Genomic DNA, 14,382 nt, shown 5'->3' with positions numbered 1-14,382 from the left:
GAAACGAGCGCGGGGCCACCAAGGTGGCCCCGCGCTCGTTTGTTGTCCGGGTTGTGCCTAGACGATGTCCTGGCTCTTGGCGAAGCGTGCAATGGCGCGTTGTGTGCCGCGGTTGGCCAGAACCTGGATCAGCGTGCTCACGACCGCAGAAATCAGCGCGAAAGTCAGGGCGGAGCGCAGGCTCGTTTCCACGTCATCGTTGCCTGTGGGAGGCTTGTTGCCCGTGGCCTTTTCCCACCCTTTATTGACGAGTTTGGTTCCGACGAAGCCAGCTCCGAGGCTCACTCCGGCACCCAGCAGCTTGAAGAAGAGGTTCATGGTCCCAGCCTAGCTGCAAAGGACCGATGGGCACCTTTAGCGGCGGCTTTCCCGTTCTTTGAAGAACGCCGCCAGCGAACCCACCGGGGCCAGGACTGGAACCACCGGGTGCCCGGCCGACCATACAGCGTCCACTGTTCCCAATGCTGCGATTTCTATGAGCAGGTAATAGGTGGGCGGCATCAGTTTCAGGGTGCCGGCGGCTTCCGCCCCAAGAATTCCGTCCACCGGCATCCACAGTGACTGCCAGGCCTCCGTGGTTTGATGCTGGGGCTCAGCTCCCGGCGCGGGCTTGGCGACGTAGAAGTAGGTATCGAAGCGCTTGGGCATGTCCGTCGGAGTGATCCAATTGGCCCACGGGCGGAGGTCAGCGGCGTCGATGCTCAGCCCGGCCTCCTCTTGGACCTCCCGGATGGCAGCTGCGAGAACTGTTCCGGCCTTGGTCGCCGCAGGCGCAGGGTCCGCGCTGATGGAGGTGTGGCGCCAATCGGCCGCGTGCGCCTGAAGGAGTTCGTCGGGGTAATCCCAGCCGGACTGGTCCACAGCATCCACCCGGCCTCCCGGGAAGACCACCATGCCGGCGGCAAAATCCATGGTGCTCACCCTGTGCTGGACGAATGCTTCCAGGCCGGTGGGGGCGTCGCGGAGCAGGATGACACTGGCAGCGAGGCGTGGTTCAGACGCGGGCGTGGTGTCTGGAAGTCCTGAGCCGGGAATGTCCGTCATGAAATGTGCCCCTTTGCCGCGGTCGAATCTGCTGGTCCATTCTCGCAGGTCTCGTTGCGGGGCCGGGTGTGCAGGCCAAACCGGGGGAGAAGTGTGTAGAGCGGGCCTGGCAACGCACGCCTGGAACTCATCCGGCCAGGGGCGCGCTGATCCGATTGTGACTGCAGGCGGGCTACAGGCCAGCGGCCGCCGCGCAGGCGGGTGTAAACTGAACCAGCCCATCAGGGCAGATTTGATAACGACAGGGGAGCGCCGCCGTCGGACCCCGCAGAGATGCGGGAGACGCGAGGGCGCTGAGAGTGCGGACAGCCGCAGACCCTCGAACCTGATCCGGTTAGTACCGGCGCAAGGGAGTCGAGCTTCTCAGAGTGTCCGGATCCGGGCGGCGCAGGCCGACTGGAGAATCCGGGTAGCACTTTCCCCTCCTGTACCTCAGGAGGCAGAAAAATGACCACGGTAAACGTGAAGAAGACCAGTTATAACTGGCGTGTTGTAGACATCGTTGTGGCGGCCCTGATCGCCATCGCAGGCGGCGTGATCTTCTGGGCTTGGTCCCAGGGCGCCGCGCTGGTATCCATCCCCATGAACGCGACGTATCCGCCGCTCACCGGCCTGATCGCCGGCGGCTGGATGATCCCCGCAGTCCTGGGCATGCTCATTATCCGCAAGCCGGGTGCAGCCCTGTTCTGCGAAGCCGTAGCCGCCACCGGCGAACTCATCATGGGCTCGCAGTACGGCACCACCGTGCTGATCTCCGGCGTCCTCCAGGGCCTTGGTGCCGAGCTCATCTTCGCCGCATTCCGCTACAAGAAGTTCAACTTGCCCACGGCACTCCTCGCGGGCGCCGGTGCGGGCCTCTTCTGCGGCCTGAACGACTCCTTCCTCCCCTGGGGCTGGAACATCGCCTATGAGGCAATGGACAAGCTGGCGTACATCACTTTCACCACCATCTCCGGTGCAGTTATCGCTGGAGCCCTGTCCTGGATTGCAACCCGCGGCCTGGCCAAGACCGGGGTCCTGAGCTCCTTCGCGTCGCGCAAGGCAGCTTCGGAGCCCGTCTTCAACTGATGCGGACAACCGAAAGCAGCAGCCCGGTGCGGCCTGCCGCCATTTCAGCCGAGGGCTGGGGTTGGCGGCATGCCGGCCGCTCTGTGCCTGCAATCCATGGCTTGGACCTCCGGATTGAACCGGGTGAGAGGGTGCTTCTGTTGGGCCCGTCGGGTGCTGGGAAGTCGACGCTGCTCCATGCGCTCGCCGGTGTGCTGGGCGATGAGGAAGACGACTCGGACGAGTCCGGCTCCCTGCTGATCGACGGCGTTGCTCCCCGCGGGCAGCGTGGCCGCGCCGGCCTGATGCAGCAGGACCCGGAAACGCAGGTGGTCCTCTCCCGGGTGGGTGACGACGTCGCCTTCGGTGCTGAGAACCTGGCGGTGCCGCGGGACGAGATATGGTCCCGCGTTCATGAAGCGCTCGACGACGTGGGGTTGCGCACCGCTGCGGGCGGCGGTTTGGCGTTGGATCACCCGACGGCGGCACTCTCCGGCGGGCAGAAGCAGCGCCTCGCGCTTGCCGGCATTTTGGCGATGCGACCAGGCCTGATCCTGTTGGACGAACCTACGGCCAACTTGGACCCGGCAGGGGTTTTGGAGGTTCGCGACGCCGTGAGTCGGTGCCTGGACAAGACAGGCGCCACCCTGGTTGTGGTGGAACACCGGGTGTCCGTCTGGAAGGACCTGGTGGACAGGATTGTGGTCCTGCAGCCGGGGTCGGCCGGCTCAGGGTCAAAGACCGGTACACCCGGAGTCCTCCTGGACGGCCCGCCGGATCAGGTTCTCTCAGAAGCCAGGACCATGCTGATGGCCGCCGGCGTATGGGTGCCGGGGTACGTTCCGGCAACCCGGGCGCGGCATATCCAGCCGGGGACCGCGCAGCTTCTACTCGCAGCACAGGACGTTGCTGTTTCCCGGGAAAGGCCGCGGCGCAAAGGTTTCAAGACCGTCCCGCCTGTTCCTGTGCAAACGGACATCAGCGCCCAGGTCAGGGCTGGCCAGGCTCTGACCATCACTGGACCAAACGGTGCCGGCAAGTCTACGTTTGCGCTCACGTTGGCCGGCCTTCTGGCGCCGGTGGACGGCCGGGTGAGTGCCGCCGTCGAGCTTTCCGAGGGGGCCGGAATTGACCCGTTCAAGTGGAAAGCCGATCAGCTGATTTCACGCATCGGGACAGTGTTCCAGGAACCGGAGCACCAGTTCGTCACGGGCAAGGTCCTGGACGAGCTCATGTTTGGTCCGAAGCATTTGGGCCATGGTGAGGAGCGTGTGGACGAACTGCTGGAGCGGCTGCGGCTGACGCATCTGGTGGACGCCAACCCGTACACCTTGTCCGGCGGGGAGAAGCGCCGGCTCTCGGTGGCCACAGTGCTGGCCGCCCATCCGAAGGTCCTGGTGCTCGATGAGCCAACGTTCGGTCAGGATGCGAACACGTGGGCTGAGCTGGCGTCGTTCCTCTCGGAGTTGCTGGACGCCGGAACGGCCGTGGTCTCCGTGACCCATGACCAGGAGTTCAGCGCGGTACTCGGGGGAACCGAGCTGCGGCTCGGCCCGGTGGCACAAGGCGAATCCACGCATCAGGAGGCGGGTGCCGCATGAGGGACGCATTGAACATTCGCGGAAACCACGCCTTGCTGACCCATGCCAACCCTTTGGCAAAGTTCGTGGCAGTCTTCCTTATTTCTTTGGTCCTGGCGCTGTCCATCGACTGGGTGTCGGCGACCACGGCGCTCGTCGCGGAGCTGGCTCTGTTCCCGCTGGCCGGCCTGACCATCAGGCTTCTGTGGCAACGGGCCTGGCCATTGATCATCGCAGCGGCGATCGGCGGCTGGAGCACCGCGATCGTGGCGGCGGACAGCGGCGCAGTACTGCGCGACGTCGGACTCTGGTCCATCAGCGAAGGTTCCCTCGAACTGGGGCTGGGTTTCATGCTCCGCGGCCTGGCGATTGCGTTGCCGGCGATCCTGCTGATGACCTGCACGGACCCGACTGATTTGGCCGATGCGCTGGCGCAGAAGGCAAAGCTGCCACACCGCTTTGTCCTCGGTTCTTTGGCCGCCATGAGGCTGGTTGGCCTGATGGCGGAGGAATGGCAGACCATCGGCATGGCCCGCCGTGCCCGCGGTGTTGGTTCGCAGGGCAGCCCGTTCCAACGTCTGAAAGCCACACTTGGCCAGAGCTTCGGGCTGCTCGTCCAGGCTGTTCGCAGGGCATCACGGCTGGCAGTGACCATGGAAGCGCGCGGCTTCGGCGGCGGTCAACGGACGTGGGCGCGTGAATCCACGTACTCGATGTTGGACGTGTGGGTGGTCCTTGGCGGCTTGATCATCGGAGCGGGCGCAGTGCTCACGGCTGTGGGCGCTGGAACGTGGAGCTTCGTCTGGCGCTAGCGCTTTCATGCGCTGGAGAACTGGACACCAAGCGTGCCGCCGGCCTGTTGGGGGCGCCGGCGGCACTTCGCTGTGGCCCGTGGCGAACCCTAGCGCGCCTGCTGTTCCTGGATCTCGTCAAAGCCGGCCCGTGTCAGGAAACCCAACTGGGCTTCCTTCTCGGCGAGCTGAATGATGGGGCCCAGCTCGAAGCACGTCGCTTCCAGACGGCGCAGCGCCTTGGCGTTGCGGGAGTCAGGTTCGACGACAATCCGGTCCTTGCCCGGCAGGGAGAACATGTATTTGATCAGCGACGTTCCGAGCTTCGGCGTGAAGTGCGGAATGGGCCGGGTGGCCGGGGCCAGCAGCAAGTGCATGCCGATGTCTGCCTCACGGGCGGGATAGGCCTCGCCGACGGGATCGTGCAGGGGCTCGTACGTTTGGAAGAGTGCCAACGGCTCCCCGTCAAGGACGGCGAGGAACGCGTGGTGGGTCTCCAGCGAGTCCAGGAATTCGTAGATTTCCTGGACGTGCTCCCGGGTGTGCTCGGTCATTCCCCAGAATTTGGCGCGGGGCTGGGTAACCCATTCGAAGATGAGGTCAATGTCGTCGCTGGGAACCAGCGGGACGAGCCGCAGCGCACCCCAACCTTCGAGGTCTTCGGAGTAGATGGTGGTGCGGACGGTGAAGTCCTGGGTGGTGGTGGTCATGGTTTCCTTCGGGGGCTGATGCGGGCTGATGCGGGCTGATGCGGGCTGATGCGGAGAACGGGGTTGGTTAGGGAATGTCTTTGACCAGGACGGACCAGTCAGTGACCACAGGGGCGAGTCGCCCGGCGGTCCAGAGGGGGAGTTGGTCGGCAAAGTGCTGGTGACCGGGTGTGCCCAAAGCGCCGAACGGGACGACCCATCGGCTGTTGCGCCGATCGGACAGGTCCCACACGTAGCGGGCTACGGGTCCGCGGAAGCTTCGGTCATCAACGCCGGGGAGGCTTTCCGTGCAGAGGACGCACCCGGTGTCTCCGCCGAGGTCAGCAGTGGGTGCCGTTGACGCCAGGGCGCCCGGAAGGACATGAACGGGAAGGAGTTTGTGCCGGTCTCCCCACGAAGAGCCGTTCAGCATGGATTCCTCCAACGCAACGTCTTCGAGCGCGGCGGCGGCCTCCACGGCTACGCTGACGCCAAGCTCTGAGACGCGAACCACCAGGGTTTCCAATGCGAAACCAATGCGGGACGCCACTGACAACCACGGTCCGAACAAGGGGCAGTAGCCGGTGGGCTCATGCAACGGGGCAAACGCGGGGTGTCGGGCGAGGCGCTGGACCAAACCCCCGCGCCACGCTGCAAAAACGGCGGCGTGGTGGCTTCCGGCGTTCATGCGGCCATCCCACTCCATCAACAGCAAACGCAATCCCTTGGCTTCGCGGGACAAATCGTCGGCGTCCAGGCCGGAGAGCAGCGACCGGAACAGCGGCCACGGACCCAGCAGAGTATCGGTGTGGATGGCTTGCATGTGGTCCACGGACAAAGGGCCGGACGCAGTCTCCAGCAGCTCCCGGATCCGCAGCGCCCGATGCGCAGGCGCGAATTCCATGGCCACCGCATCGCCACCTCCCGCCGTGCGGTCGTTCGCGCTCACGGCAAACTCTTGGATCTCTGTGCGGGGCAGGATCACGTATTGCCCATCCCACGCGTGGCGGGCGGAGTAAGCCGGTGCGGGCAGGCGTCGGTTTGCGGGATTTCGTTGCGGAACAAGCCCCGCAACGAAGTGCCGTACGACCCCGGAATCGTCCGCGGCCACCACGCTGTTGACCGGCTCCACCCAGGCATCGAACGCTGTTTCCACGTCGGAGACGTTCCGGCTCCGCAGCAGGGGAAGGAGGGTCTCGAAACCAAGCCGCCCCTCCACTCTGGCCGGGAAGCGCAGACTCAGGGCACCGCCGTCGGGCGCTTCAGAGATCACCGAACCGCGCGCGGTTTCGATGATCTCGACGGCTACCGGCTCGCCGCCCCGGACGGTGATGGTTTCGGTACTGACGACGGCGGGTTCCCAGCCCTCCGCGCCACGCGCCTCGACGCGTTCGCCGGTGAAATCGGTGACCCGTCGCAGGTCCTCTTCGAAGAGGTCCTGGTAGTCGGCCATGGCATTGGTGATGGCCCAGGCGGTGTGGCCGGTGTGCGCGAAATGCGGGAGGCCGGGGACGCCGGGGAATGCGAAGCCGATCGCGTCGAACTCCGGGCATGCCAGTCGCACCTGCTGGTACACGCCGGGGAGTTCCATTAGGCGGTGGGGATCGCCTGCAATCAGCGGGAGGCCTGTGTCGGTCGTCGAGCCGTGCGCGGCCCAGGCGTTGCTGCCTGACCAGACGGGAGCTTCGATGCTGAACAGGCTCACGGCGTCGTCGCCCAGTGCCCGCGCCACATGGGCCCGGAAAAGCTTGTTGGGGAACGTTGAGAAGAGGATGTGATGGACCAGGAAGACACCCAGCGGCGTCCACGGATTCCAGGGCTCCGGCGTACAGGCGGACTCGTCGAACTCGGGGCCGCCGCGGAGTCCGTCTGCCAGCGCTTGGTTGATGCCGGCCACGTACTGTCCGCACCAGCGCTGAGTGTCGGCGTCGAGGTTGTCGAAGCAGCGGCGAGCGGTATCGTCCAGCCGGGCCTGCCTGGCGAATCTGTCCCAGACCACCATGTCGGGGCCCAGCACTTCGGCTGTCCGGCCTTCGGAGCGCCAGCGTTCCAGCTCGATCTGCCAGGAGCGGTCCTTGGCGGCGTTCGTGCCTTGGAGGAAGGCGAGTTCGTCGGCAGAGTCCGCCCACAGGTGCGGGATTCCCCACTGATCGCGGTAGGTACCGGGGCCGCCTGCCGGGGCGGAATGTTGCGTCGGGGCAGGCGTCATAATCTCTGGCCGCTTTCGAGCTTAGGTTAGGCTTACTTAAGCTCAAGATAAATGTCTTTGGCCCCGTTCACAAATCGTGGCCGTTCGTGAAGGAGTGTTGCTTGAAGCGCAATTGGGAAGGCGTCGTCCTCAAAGTGATGGGCGCCAAGGACTTCACCCTCGAAGTCACCGGGACGGAAGAGGTCACCCCGGACTTCCTCCGCGTGCACGTGCGCGACGGCGGCCTCCTGGAACGCAGCGGCCTGCATCCCACCATGTGGATCCGGCTGTGGTTCGACGACTCCGGCAAGGCCCACCAACGCGCTTACACCTTGGTCAATGCCTCCCCGGCGGCAGGCACGTTCAGCATGGACTTCGCGATGCACAACGGCGTCGCCGCCGACTGGGCCCGCTCCGTCAGGGCCGGCGACACCATCGATGCCACGGTCCAAGGCAGCTCCTTCACCTTCCCGCAGCCGGCTCCGCGCCGGATCTGGGTAGTGGGCGATCCTGCCTCCATACCTGCCATCAATTCACTGCTGGACGAGCGAGAGCTCACTGCCGCGGGCGCGGCTCCCGTGACTGCCTGGCTTGAATACCAGCACGACGCCGACCCCTCCCTTGAGGTGCGGACGTCAGATTCCGACGTCGTCACCTGGATTCCCCGCAAACGTGACGGGGCCGCTTTGGTGGAGGAAGTCTGCGCGGCGCTGTCTGCGGACACGGTATCCGTGGGCGAGGACTTCTTTTGGATCGCCTGCGAAGCGTCCAGTACCCGCGCAATCGTCAAGCATCTCCGTAAAGAACTGGGCGTGGACAAGCACCGTATTGACGCCCTGGGGTACTGGAGGGTCTAGGTCCTCCGGGCTATCCGCGGTCCCGCGGGTTACTCGCGCCAGTTAAGGAAGCCCTTCTGCCCCTCCGGCGGCGTGAGCACCACGTCCCTGCCATATTTCTTCTTTGCATCAGCACCGAAGAACGCGTCCGGGACGATACGGACCGCTTTGGCAACCTTGCCATCCTTTAAGAACACGAACAGCGCTGGCGACGCCGTGTAGCGATTCTCCTTGGTGAGGGGTTCGCCGAAGGCTTCTTCAATGTCCTTGGCCGGGGTCCCCTCCGTGACAAAGCCAGCCTGGTCCCACTCAAAATCCGTGGCATCTGCCAGCTTCAAGGCCGTGCCGTTCGTCGCGGATGCGAGGACCTGGCTGTTGAGCTTCTCGTTCGATTCGGGCATGACGGATCCTCCCAGGGAACAGGCGGCCAAGGTGCAGGCCAGGACAAAAGTGAACAGGCCCGCGAGGATGACGCGGCCTCCAGAAGTCCGCACCCGCCGTCGGGCATCGTGCTGGTGCTGGACCCTCATGAGGTGGTCCGTGACTCGTCGTTGAACTCGGGATCCTCGCCCGGTGCGGGCTGGGCATTGTTGGCGTCGCCCGTCTGGTCCATGGGGACTTCGTTGGACGGATGCGGCAGCAGGTCCGGCCCCACCACCACCGTGTCGCCGTTGTTCACGGCTTCTTCGATCAAATCTGCGAGCTCCTCAGCACTGGCATCCGGGTTGGCTATGGCCACGTTGCGGCCCACCTCATTGTTGTACAGATCCATCGCCTCACGGGGAGCCGGGTTTCCGGGCAGTTGTTCGTGGGCCGTAGCGTAGTCCTCAGCCCAATCGGCGCCGAACTCCTTGACCATCAGGGCGTTCCAGTAGGCGTGTCGGAAGGCGTCATTCTGGTCATCGTTCCGGTCGGCGCTGGGGAAGCGCTCATCCGCACTGCTGAACGCGTCATCGTGAATGTCCTTGAAGGCATTCAGCTCGAAAGGACCAAGGCCGTTCAGCAGTTCGGCTTCCTTCTTGGTGACTTCCTTCTGGTCCACCACAAAGCGCAGGGGGTCCCAGTCGCCGGGCCAATTGGTGGTCTCAGCGTCGCTCACCTGGTAGTTGTCCAGGATTTCCTGGGGTGAGGGCCGGTCGGGGTTCGGATTGGTTGCGGTCTTGGTGGTGGCGTCGTTCCCGGGTTTGCCTGAATCACCTGAGCCGCCGCCGCTGTCAGTGCCGCCGCCCCCCTCCGTGGACGCCGAGGACTGCTGGTCGGCATTGGTGAGCACGGACTGTGATGCCTCTTCCAGGCCTCGCGTGGTTCTCTCCAACAACGGCCTCAGGCGGCCCTGCCAATCTGCGGCGAAACGCTTGGCATCCTGGCCCTGCCAGCCGCCGCCCTGGCCGGCCAATCCCTGACCGATCAACGAATCGAGCTCCCGTGCCCTGTTGGTCAGCAATGACGCGCCGTTGGCCAACGACTTGGAGAGTGCTTTGAGCTGGTCGACGTCGGCGCCGTAGAAAGGCATGATTCCCCCTGAGCTTTCCCATCATCGTTCGCTATCCTTCCATTGGGCACAATGGGGACTTCTCCCCTTACGTGAACGGGGTGACGTGCCCGCCCAGAGGCACCCGCCGCCGTCGTCAGCTGTTTATCGCACAGGATGGGTACGGTGTGATCTTTACCGCTGAAACGGCGTTTTGTTCTCGAGTTCTAGCTCACTTGTGATATTTCTGGGATATGACGCAACCTACCGCCGAACATGTAGGCCTCCTGCTCCGCAACGCCCGCAGCGAAAAGGGCTGGACGCAGGGGCAGTTGGCTACTGAGCTGGGAACCAGCCAGAGTGCAATCGCCCGGATGGAACAGGGCAAACAAAATCTCAGCCTGCGAATGATCGAACGACTCGAGGCCATCTTTGGGCGCTCCATCGTCAAAGTCGGCAAGCCGCAGATGACCCACCTCCGTGTGGAGGGCGGCCGGACGCTCTCCGGCGAAGTGGATGTCAACAGCAGTAAGAATGCCGGCGTCGCGCTTCTGTGCGCGAGCCTTATCAACCGTGGCACCACGACGCTGCGCCGCTTGGCCCGGATTGAAGAAGTCAACAGGATCGTCGAAGTCCTGACCTCCATCGGCGTCGAATGCACCTGGCTCAACGGAAGCGACCTCCGCATCCGCCGGCCCGAGGTCCTGGATCTTGGGTCAATGGACGTCGACGCTGCCCGTCGGACCCGAAGCGTCATCATGCTGCTCGGACCGCTGCTGGATGAGACCAACGAATATCTGCTGCCCTACGCCGGTGGCTGCGACCTCGGAACCCGCACCGTTGAACCCCATATGCAGGCCCTTCGCCAGTTCGGACTGTCAGTGGAAGCCAGGTCCGGTTTCTACTCCGTGACTGCGCCCCCAGCCGACGGTCATAGCCGCTCGTTCGTCCTGACCGAGCGTGGCGATACGGTCACCGAGAACGCCATCATGGCCGCCGCGCACCGCGAAGGCACCACGGTCATCCGCAACGCCAGCCCCAACTACATGGTGCAGGACCTTTGCTTCTACCTGCAGGGACTGGGCGTGGAGATTGACGGCGTGGGGACCACCACGCTGAAGATTTCCGGCCGGCCCGCTATCGATGTGGACATCGAGTACTTCCCGTCCGAGGATCCCATCGAGGCCATGAGCCTGATCACCGCGGGAATCGTCACCAACTCCGAGGTCACCATCCGCCGGGTCCCCATCGAGTTCATGGAAATCGAGCTCGCCACCCTGGAGCAGATGGGCCAGAACCTCGAGGTCTCCGGCGAATACATGGCCCGCAATGGTCGCACGCGCCTGGTGGATGTGACCACCAAGCCCTCCGAACTCCGCGCACCGCAGGACAAGATCCACCCGATGCCGTTCCCTGGACTCAACATCGACAACCTGCCATTCTTCGCGGTGATCGCTGGCAATGCCGAAGGCCAGACCATGATCCACGACTGGGTCTACGAAAACCGTGCCATCTACTTGACCGAGCTCAACAAGCTGGGCGCCCAGGTTCAGCTGCTGGATCCGCACCGGATCTACGTCAACGGACCCACCAAGTGGCGCGCCGCGGAGATCGGCTGCCCGCCGGCCCTCCGCCCTGCCGCCTGCTTGCTTCTGGCGATGCTGGCAGCCCGGGGCACGTCCGAGCTGCGCAACATCTACGTGATCGAGCGTGGCTACGAGGACCTGGCTGAGCGGCTGAACACCATCGGCGCGAAGATCGAGTACTTCCAGGACTAGGATCCACGAAATTCTGCTGGATCATCGGCTCGCGCACGACTGGTGAAGCCCGGAACTCGGGGCTCTCCTCCTGCGGCTCCCGGCGATGATCCAGCAGAATTTCTCAACGTCGACCATACGGCCTTCCTTGCGCCAGGAACCAGCGAATCTGGGCCATGACGTCATCAGCTGAGTTCCAAATCTGTTCCGGGGCAAAGGACAACACCTGGAAACCCCTTGCCTGTGCCGCGTTCAACCGGTTCATGTCGTTTCGCCAGGCAGCCCGTGAGCTGTGGAATTGATAGCCATTGACCTCCACGATCAGCCACCCGTCAATCAGGGTGTCCACGCGCCCCACGCCGGAGATGCGAACCTGACGTTCAAAGGGGAGGCCCTCTGCTTCAAACAAGAGGCGTGCACTGATCTCCGGAACCGATTCGGACAAGCCATCGGCCATCCGTAGACGCCTCCTTGCGTTCCCGAAGTAGTTGGCCCGCAGTTCTCCCTCCAGGACTTCCCGTGGAACTCCGAGGTTCCTCATGGCCGACTGTGCCACCGCAATGGCATCGACGTCCGGGAGACAGTTCAGTGCATGGAGGACTGTGTCTTCCACTGAAGCAACAGGCATGAGCGCCTCCGAGCCCACGCGGAGTCCACCATGCCGAACGAACCCCCGGCCCCTGTTGTGCTTCGTTGCCACATGGATTTGCGTCGGCCTGTCCTTCAGCCAGAGCCCATAGCGGACGGCGGCACTGGCGCACGTCAGGTGTCCGTTGTTTACCAGGGCGGTGAGGAGGTCCTTATCTGCCGTTGGCAGTGCCCAGATACCGTGTCGAGGTTGGTAGGCCCCTCGTTTCTGGAGCTCCGCTGACGTGTGACCATGTTGCTTGAGGAGGCCGACCCTCGCCACGCCGCCCACTGACATGAGAAATTCGACTGCATCCATGTTGCCAGCTAGCCACGATCCGGGTGGGTTCAGAGCGGGGAGCCCGGGCTATGTGGATACGGTCCACGAAATTCTGCTGGATCATCGGCTCGCGCACGACTGGTGAAGCCCGGAATTCCGGGCTCTCCTCCTGCGGCTCCCGGCGATGATCCAGCGGAATTTGATGGCCCGTTGGACCAACCCGCCAAGTCTCTGTCCTCTCTCTGTCTTCACTGGGTGCCGTGGCGCAGAATGGAGCATGCGGACTTTCGGGGTTGAGGAAGAGCTGCTCATCGTCGATCCTGCGACGGGAGAGCCCCTCGCCCTCGCGGACGCGATCCTGTCAGGCCGTGAGCCGGCGCCCACAACTGCCACGAGCCTCAGCTATGAATTCAAACTGGAGCAGATCGAAACCCAGACCCGTCCGTGCCACAGCTACGGCGAGCTCCTGCAGCAGATTCATCGCGGCCGGGCCATGGCTAACGAGGCCGCCCGTCAGCACGGTGCCCGGGTTGCCGCGATCGCTACTTCTCCGCTGGCCTCGAATACACACACCACGCCGGATCCCCGATATGCCGCGATGCTGGATCGATTCGGCATCATCGCGACGGAGCAACTGACGTGCGGATTCCACGTGCACACCTCGGTGGAGTCGCCTGAGGAAGGTGTGGTGGTGCTGGACCACATCCGCGACAAACTTGCTGTGCTCACGGCCCTTACAGCCAACTCGCCTTTCTGGCGCGGACTTCCCACCGGGTTCGACAGCTACCGCACGCAGGCCTGGAACCGGTGGCCGACCGCCGGACCTTCGGCTGTTTTCGGCTCGCTCACCGCCTACCGACGCATCGTCAAGCGCCTCTTGGAGACGGGCGTCATCATGGATGAAGGCATGATCTACTTCGATGCCCGAATCTCCATGAACCACCCCACCGTAGAGGTCCGGGTTGCCGATGTTTCCCTTCGATCCGAGGACGCGGCATTGATTGCCGTTCTGGTGCGGGCTTTGGTGGAGACGGCTTCGCTGGAAATGCTCGACGGCGTTGATCCCACCGCTGTGCCCACCGCACTCCTGCGGATGGCGAGCTGGCAGGCCAGTAATTCGGGGCTGCGCGGAGATCTGCTGGATTTTGGTGATTTCCGTCCGCAGCCGGCCGCGGAGGTCGTGTGGGCCCTGGTGGATTACGTGAGCCCGGTGCTGGACGACCAGGGCGAGTTGGACCTTGTCAAAGCGGGGATCGCGGAGCTATTGAGGCGGGGTAACGGCGCCCGCGAGCAACGCGAAACCGCGGTGCGTTACGGACACGTTCAGCCGGGGAGTCCGCCCACCAACCAAGCCTTGGCCGCCGTCGTCGGGCATGCTGCCAAGGTGACCGTGCGCGGTTCCGCAGCCGACGCTTACAAGGAGCCCGCGCCTTTACTGACCCGGGTCAGGCGGCCCTAGGCTCCTCTGCGTTGGGTTCCTCCCAGGCCATGAGGTAGGCGCCGGTGGTCCCTTCCACGAGGTAGAAAAGGAACGGCGGGATATCTTTCTTGGCCACCAGGATGGCGCCGTAGATGGGAGCGCTGGCCGCAGCCGTGACTCCGATCCACTTTTTGGCAGGCAAGGAGAGAAGGCTCCCGCCGAGCGCCGCCAGCGCCACGACATGCAGCCCGGAGTACGCCATGAACGGCGCGTTGGATCCCCTGCGATAGGCGAAACCCTCCATGTCAGCAGCCCTCCGGGCAAGGCTGGAGACGAAGAGTGGTGCGCCGGCAAGCAACGCGCCCGCCGCGGCGAAAGCCCATTTCTTTGCCTGCCCGGCTGAAACGCCCTTGTCCGGAACGGCACGGGCGAATGCGGCAAATCCCACAGGCACTGCGACGGTTCCCACGGCGGCGAGGTGCTGGCCTGTGATCCAGCCGCGCTGCCCGGCTTGCAGCATGCGGAGGCGCTCGGCGTTATCGGGGGTTATGTAGACGCGGGAGACCGGCGAGATTCCAACGAACCACACCACCGTGCCGGCAACGACGACCGCTCCGGCACGGCGATAGGGATGGTTCCCGCTCATGGCAGC

Annotated in this window: 14 protein-coding genes and 1 riboswitch; of the genes, 6 read left to right on the top strand and 8 right to left on the bottom strand. The window is 64.3% G+C overall.

From position 1 onward, the window contains the following. Positions 1-57: 57 nt before the first annotated feature. Together N7568_RS16255 and N7568_RS16250 are read right to left on the bottom strand one after the other, a co-directional pair. Positions 58-318, bottom strand: coding sequence for a DUF4235 domain-containing protein (locus tag N7568_RS16255; RefSeq protein WP_261610828.1), 261 nt, complete (start codon positions 316-318; stop codon positions 58-60). 36 nt (positions 319-354) lie between these two features. After that, on the bottom strand, positions 355-1,044 hold the full coding sequence (locus N7568_RS16250) for an NUDIX hydrolase (protein ID WP_261610827.1): 690 nt from the start codon (positions 1,042-1,044) through the stop codon (positions 355-357). 233 nt (positions 1,045-1,277) lie between these two features. Beyond that, positions 1,278-1,414, top strand: a riboswitch (TPP riboswitch). A gap of 77 nt (positions 1,415-1,491) precedes the next feature. On the opposite strand from N7568_RS16250, the gene N7568_RS16245 reads away from it, so the two are divergent. From N7568_RS16245 to N7568_RS16235, 3 genes are read left to right on the top strand one after another with little or no spacing between them, the layout of a single operon-like run. Continuing rightward, the gene (locus N7568_RS16245) at positions 1,492-2,112 is read left to right on the top strand and encodes an ECF transporter S component (RefSeq protein WP_261610826.1); all 621 of its coding nucleotides are present in this window, start codon (positions 1,492-1,494) and stop codon (positions 2,110-2,112) included. After that, positions 2,112-3,692, top strand: coding sequence for an ABC transporter ATP-binding protein (locus N7568_RS16240; RefSeq protein ID WP_261610825.1), 1,581 nt, complete (start codon positions 2,112-2,114; stop codon positions 3,690-3,692). Before N7568_RS16245 ends, N7568_RS16240 begins: the two co-directional genes overlap by 1 nt. Beyond that, positions 3,689-4,483, top strand: coding sequence for an energy-coupling factor transporter transmembrane component T family protein (locus N7568_RS16235; protein ID WP_261610824.1), 795 nt, complete (start codon positions 3,689-3,691; stop codon positions 4,481-4,483). Before N7568_RS16240 ends, N7568_RS16235 begins: the two co-directional genes overlap by 4 nt. An 89-nt stretch (positions 4,484-4,572) precedes the next feature. Here N7568_RS16235 and N7568_RS16230 read toward each other — a convergent pair whose 3' ends face one another. Both N7568_RS16230 and N7568_RS16225 read right to left on the bottom strand, forming a co-directional pair. Further along, the gene (locus tag N7568_RS16230; protein ID WP_261610823.1) at positions 4,573-5,172 is read right to left on the bottom strand and encodes a GNAT family N-acetyltransferase; all 600 of its coding nucleotides are present in this window, start codon (positions 5,170-5,172) and stop codon (positions 4,573-4,575) included. Between the two features lie 67 nt (positions 5,173-5,239). Next, positions 5,240-7,360 carry a penicillin acylase family protein gene (locus N7568_RS16225; RefSeq protein WP_261610822.1) on the bottom strand — a complete coding sequence of 707 codons (2,121 nt, stop codon included), beginning with the start codon at positions 7,358-7,360 and terminating at the stop codon, positions 5,240-5,242. A 101-nt stretch (positions 7,361-7,461) separates the two neighbouring features. On the opposite strand from N7568_RS16225, the gene N7568_RS16220 reads away from it, so the two are divergent. After that, a complete protein-coding gene (locus N7568_RS16220) occupies positions 7,462-8,196 on the top strand; it encodes a siderophore-interacting protein (RefSeq protein WP_261610821.1) in 735 nt (244 codons plus the stop codon). 29 nt (positions 8,197-8,225) lie between these two features. On the opposite strand, the gene N7568_RS16215 is transcribed toward N7568_RS16220, so the two are convergent. Further along, positions 8,226-8,705 (bottom strand): hypothetical protein, encoded by a 480-nt coding sequence (locus N7568_RS16215; protein WP_261610820.1) that lies wholly within the window; start codon positions 8,703-8,705, stop codon positions 8,226-8,228. Further along, the gene (locus tag N7568_RS16210; RefSeq protein ID WP_261610819.1) at positions 8,702-9,688 is read right to left on the bottom strand and encodes a DUF6973 domain-containing protein; all 987 of its coding nucleotides are present in this window, start codon (positions 9,686-9,688) and stop codon (positions 8,702-8,704) included. Before N7568_RS16210 ends, N7568_RS16215 begins: the two co-directional genes overlap by 4 nt. Positions 9,689-9,900: 212 nt before the next feature. Here N7568_RS16210 and N7568_RS16205 point away from each other — a divergent pair, with 212 nt between their 5' ends. Continuing rightward, entirely contained in the window at positions 9,901-11,424 is a 1,524-nt protein-coding gene (locus N7568_RS16205) for a UDP-N-acetylglucosamine 1-carboxyvinyltransferase (RefSeq protein ID WP_261610818.1), read from the top strand. A gap of 103 nt (positions 11,425-11,527) precedes the next feature. Here the strand turns inward: N7568_RS16205 and N7568_RS16200 are convergent, their stop codons facing one another. Further along, entirely contained in the window at positions 11,528-12,349 is an 822-nt protein-coding gene (locus tag N7568_RS16200; RefSeq protein ID WP_261610817.1) for an endonuclease domain-containing protein, read from the bottom strand. A 238-nt stretch (positions 12,350-12,587) separates the two neighbouring features. On the opposite strand from N7568_RS16200, the gene N7568_RS16195 reads away from it, so the two are divergent. Next, complete coding sequence (locus N7568_RS16195; protein WP_261610816.1) at positions 12,588-13,769, top strand: glutamate--cysteine ligase 2; 1,182 nt, start codon at positions 12,588-12,590, stop codon at positions 13,767-13,769. On the opposite strand, the gene N7568_RS16190 is transcribed toward N7568_RS16195, so the two are convergent. Further along, complete coding sequence (locus N7568_RS16190; RefSeq protein ID WP_261610815.1) at positions 13,756-14,376, bottom strand: hypothetical protein; 621 nt, start codon at positions 14,374-14,376, stop codon at positions 13,756-13,758. The genes N7568_RS16195 and N7568_RS16190 overlap by 14 nt on opposite strands. Positions 14,377-14,382 lie beyond the last annotated feature (6 nt).

It is taken from the genome of Paenarthrobacter aurescens (assembly GCF_025421775.1).
Classification (GTDB): Bacteria; Actinomycetota; Actinomycetes; order Actinomycetales; family Micrococcaceae; genus Arthrobacter; species Arthrobacter aurescens_B.
This window is presented reverse-complemented; position numbering and strand designations above follow the sequence as displayed.

Bases quoted from the DNA above. Each gene is read 5' to 3' on its own strand.
- N7568_RS16235 (WP_261610824.1), top strand. From the start codon at position 3,689: ATGAGGGACGCATTGAACATTCGCGGAAACCACGCCTTGCTGACCCAT.
- N7568_RS16230 (WP_261610823.1), bottom strand. From the start codon at position 5,172: ATGACCACCACCACCCAGGACTTCACCGTCCGCACCACCATCTACTCC.
- N7568_RS16255 (WP_261610828.1), bottom strand. From the start codon at position 318: ATGAACCTCTTCTTCAAGCTGCTGGGTGCCGGAGTGAGCCTCGGAGCT.
- N7568_RS16240 (WP_261610825.1), top strand. From the start codon at position 2,112: ATGCGGACAACCGAAAGCAGCAGCCCGGTGCGGCCTGCCGCCATTTCA.
- N7568_RS16190 (WP_261610815.1), bottom strand. From the start codon at position 14,376: ATGAGCGGGAACCATCCCTATCGCCGTGCCGGAGCGGTCGTCGTTGCC.
- N7568_RS16205 (WP_261610818.1), top strand. From the start codon at position 9,901: ATGACGCAACCTACCGCCGAACATGTAGGCCTCCTGCTCCGCAACGCC.
- N7568_RS16195 (WP_261610816.1), top strand. From the start codon at position 12,588: ATGCGGACTTTCGGGGTTGAGGAAGAGCTGCTCATCGTCGATCCTGCG.
- N7568_RS16245 (WP_261610826.1), top strand. From the start codon at position 1,492: ATGACCACGGTAAACGTGAAGAAGACCAGTTATAACTGGCGTGTTGTA.
- N7568_RS16215 (WP_261610820.1), bottom strand. From the start codon at position 8,705: ATGAGGGTCCAGCACCAGCACGATGCCCGACGGCGGGTGCGGACTTCT.
- N7568_RS16225 (WP_261610822.1), bottom strand. From the start codon at position 7,360: ATGACGCCTGCCCCGACGCAACATTCCGCCCCGGCAGGCGGCCCCGGT.
- N7568_RS16210 (WP_261610819.1), bottom strand. From the start codon at position 9,688: ATGCCTTTCTACGGCGCCGACGTCGACCAGCTCAAAGCACTCTCCAAG.
- N7568_RS16250 (WP_261610827.1), bottom strand. From the start codon at position 1,044: ATGACGGACATTCCCGGCTCAGGACTTCCAGACACCACGCCCGCGTCT.
- N7568_RS16200 (WP_261610817.1), bottom strand. From the start codon at position 12,349: ATGGATGCAGTCGAATTTCTCATGTCAGTGGGCGGCGTGGCGAGGGTC.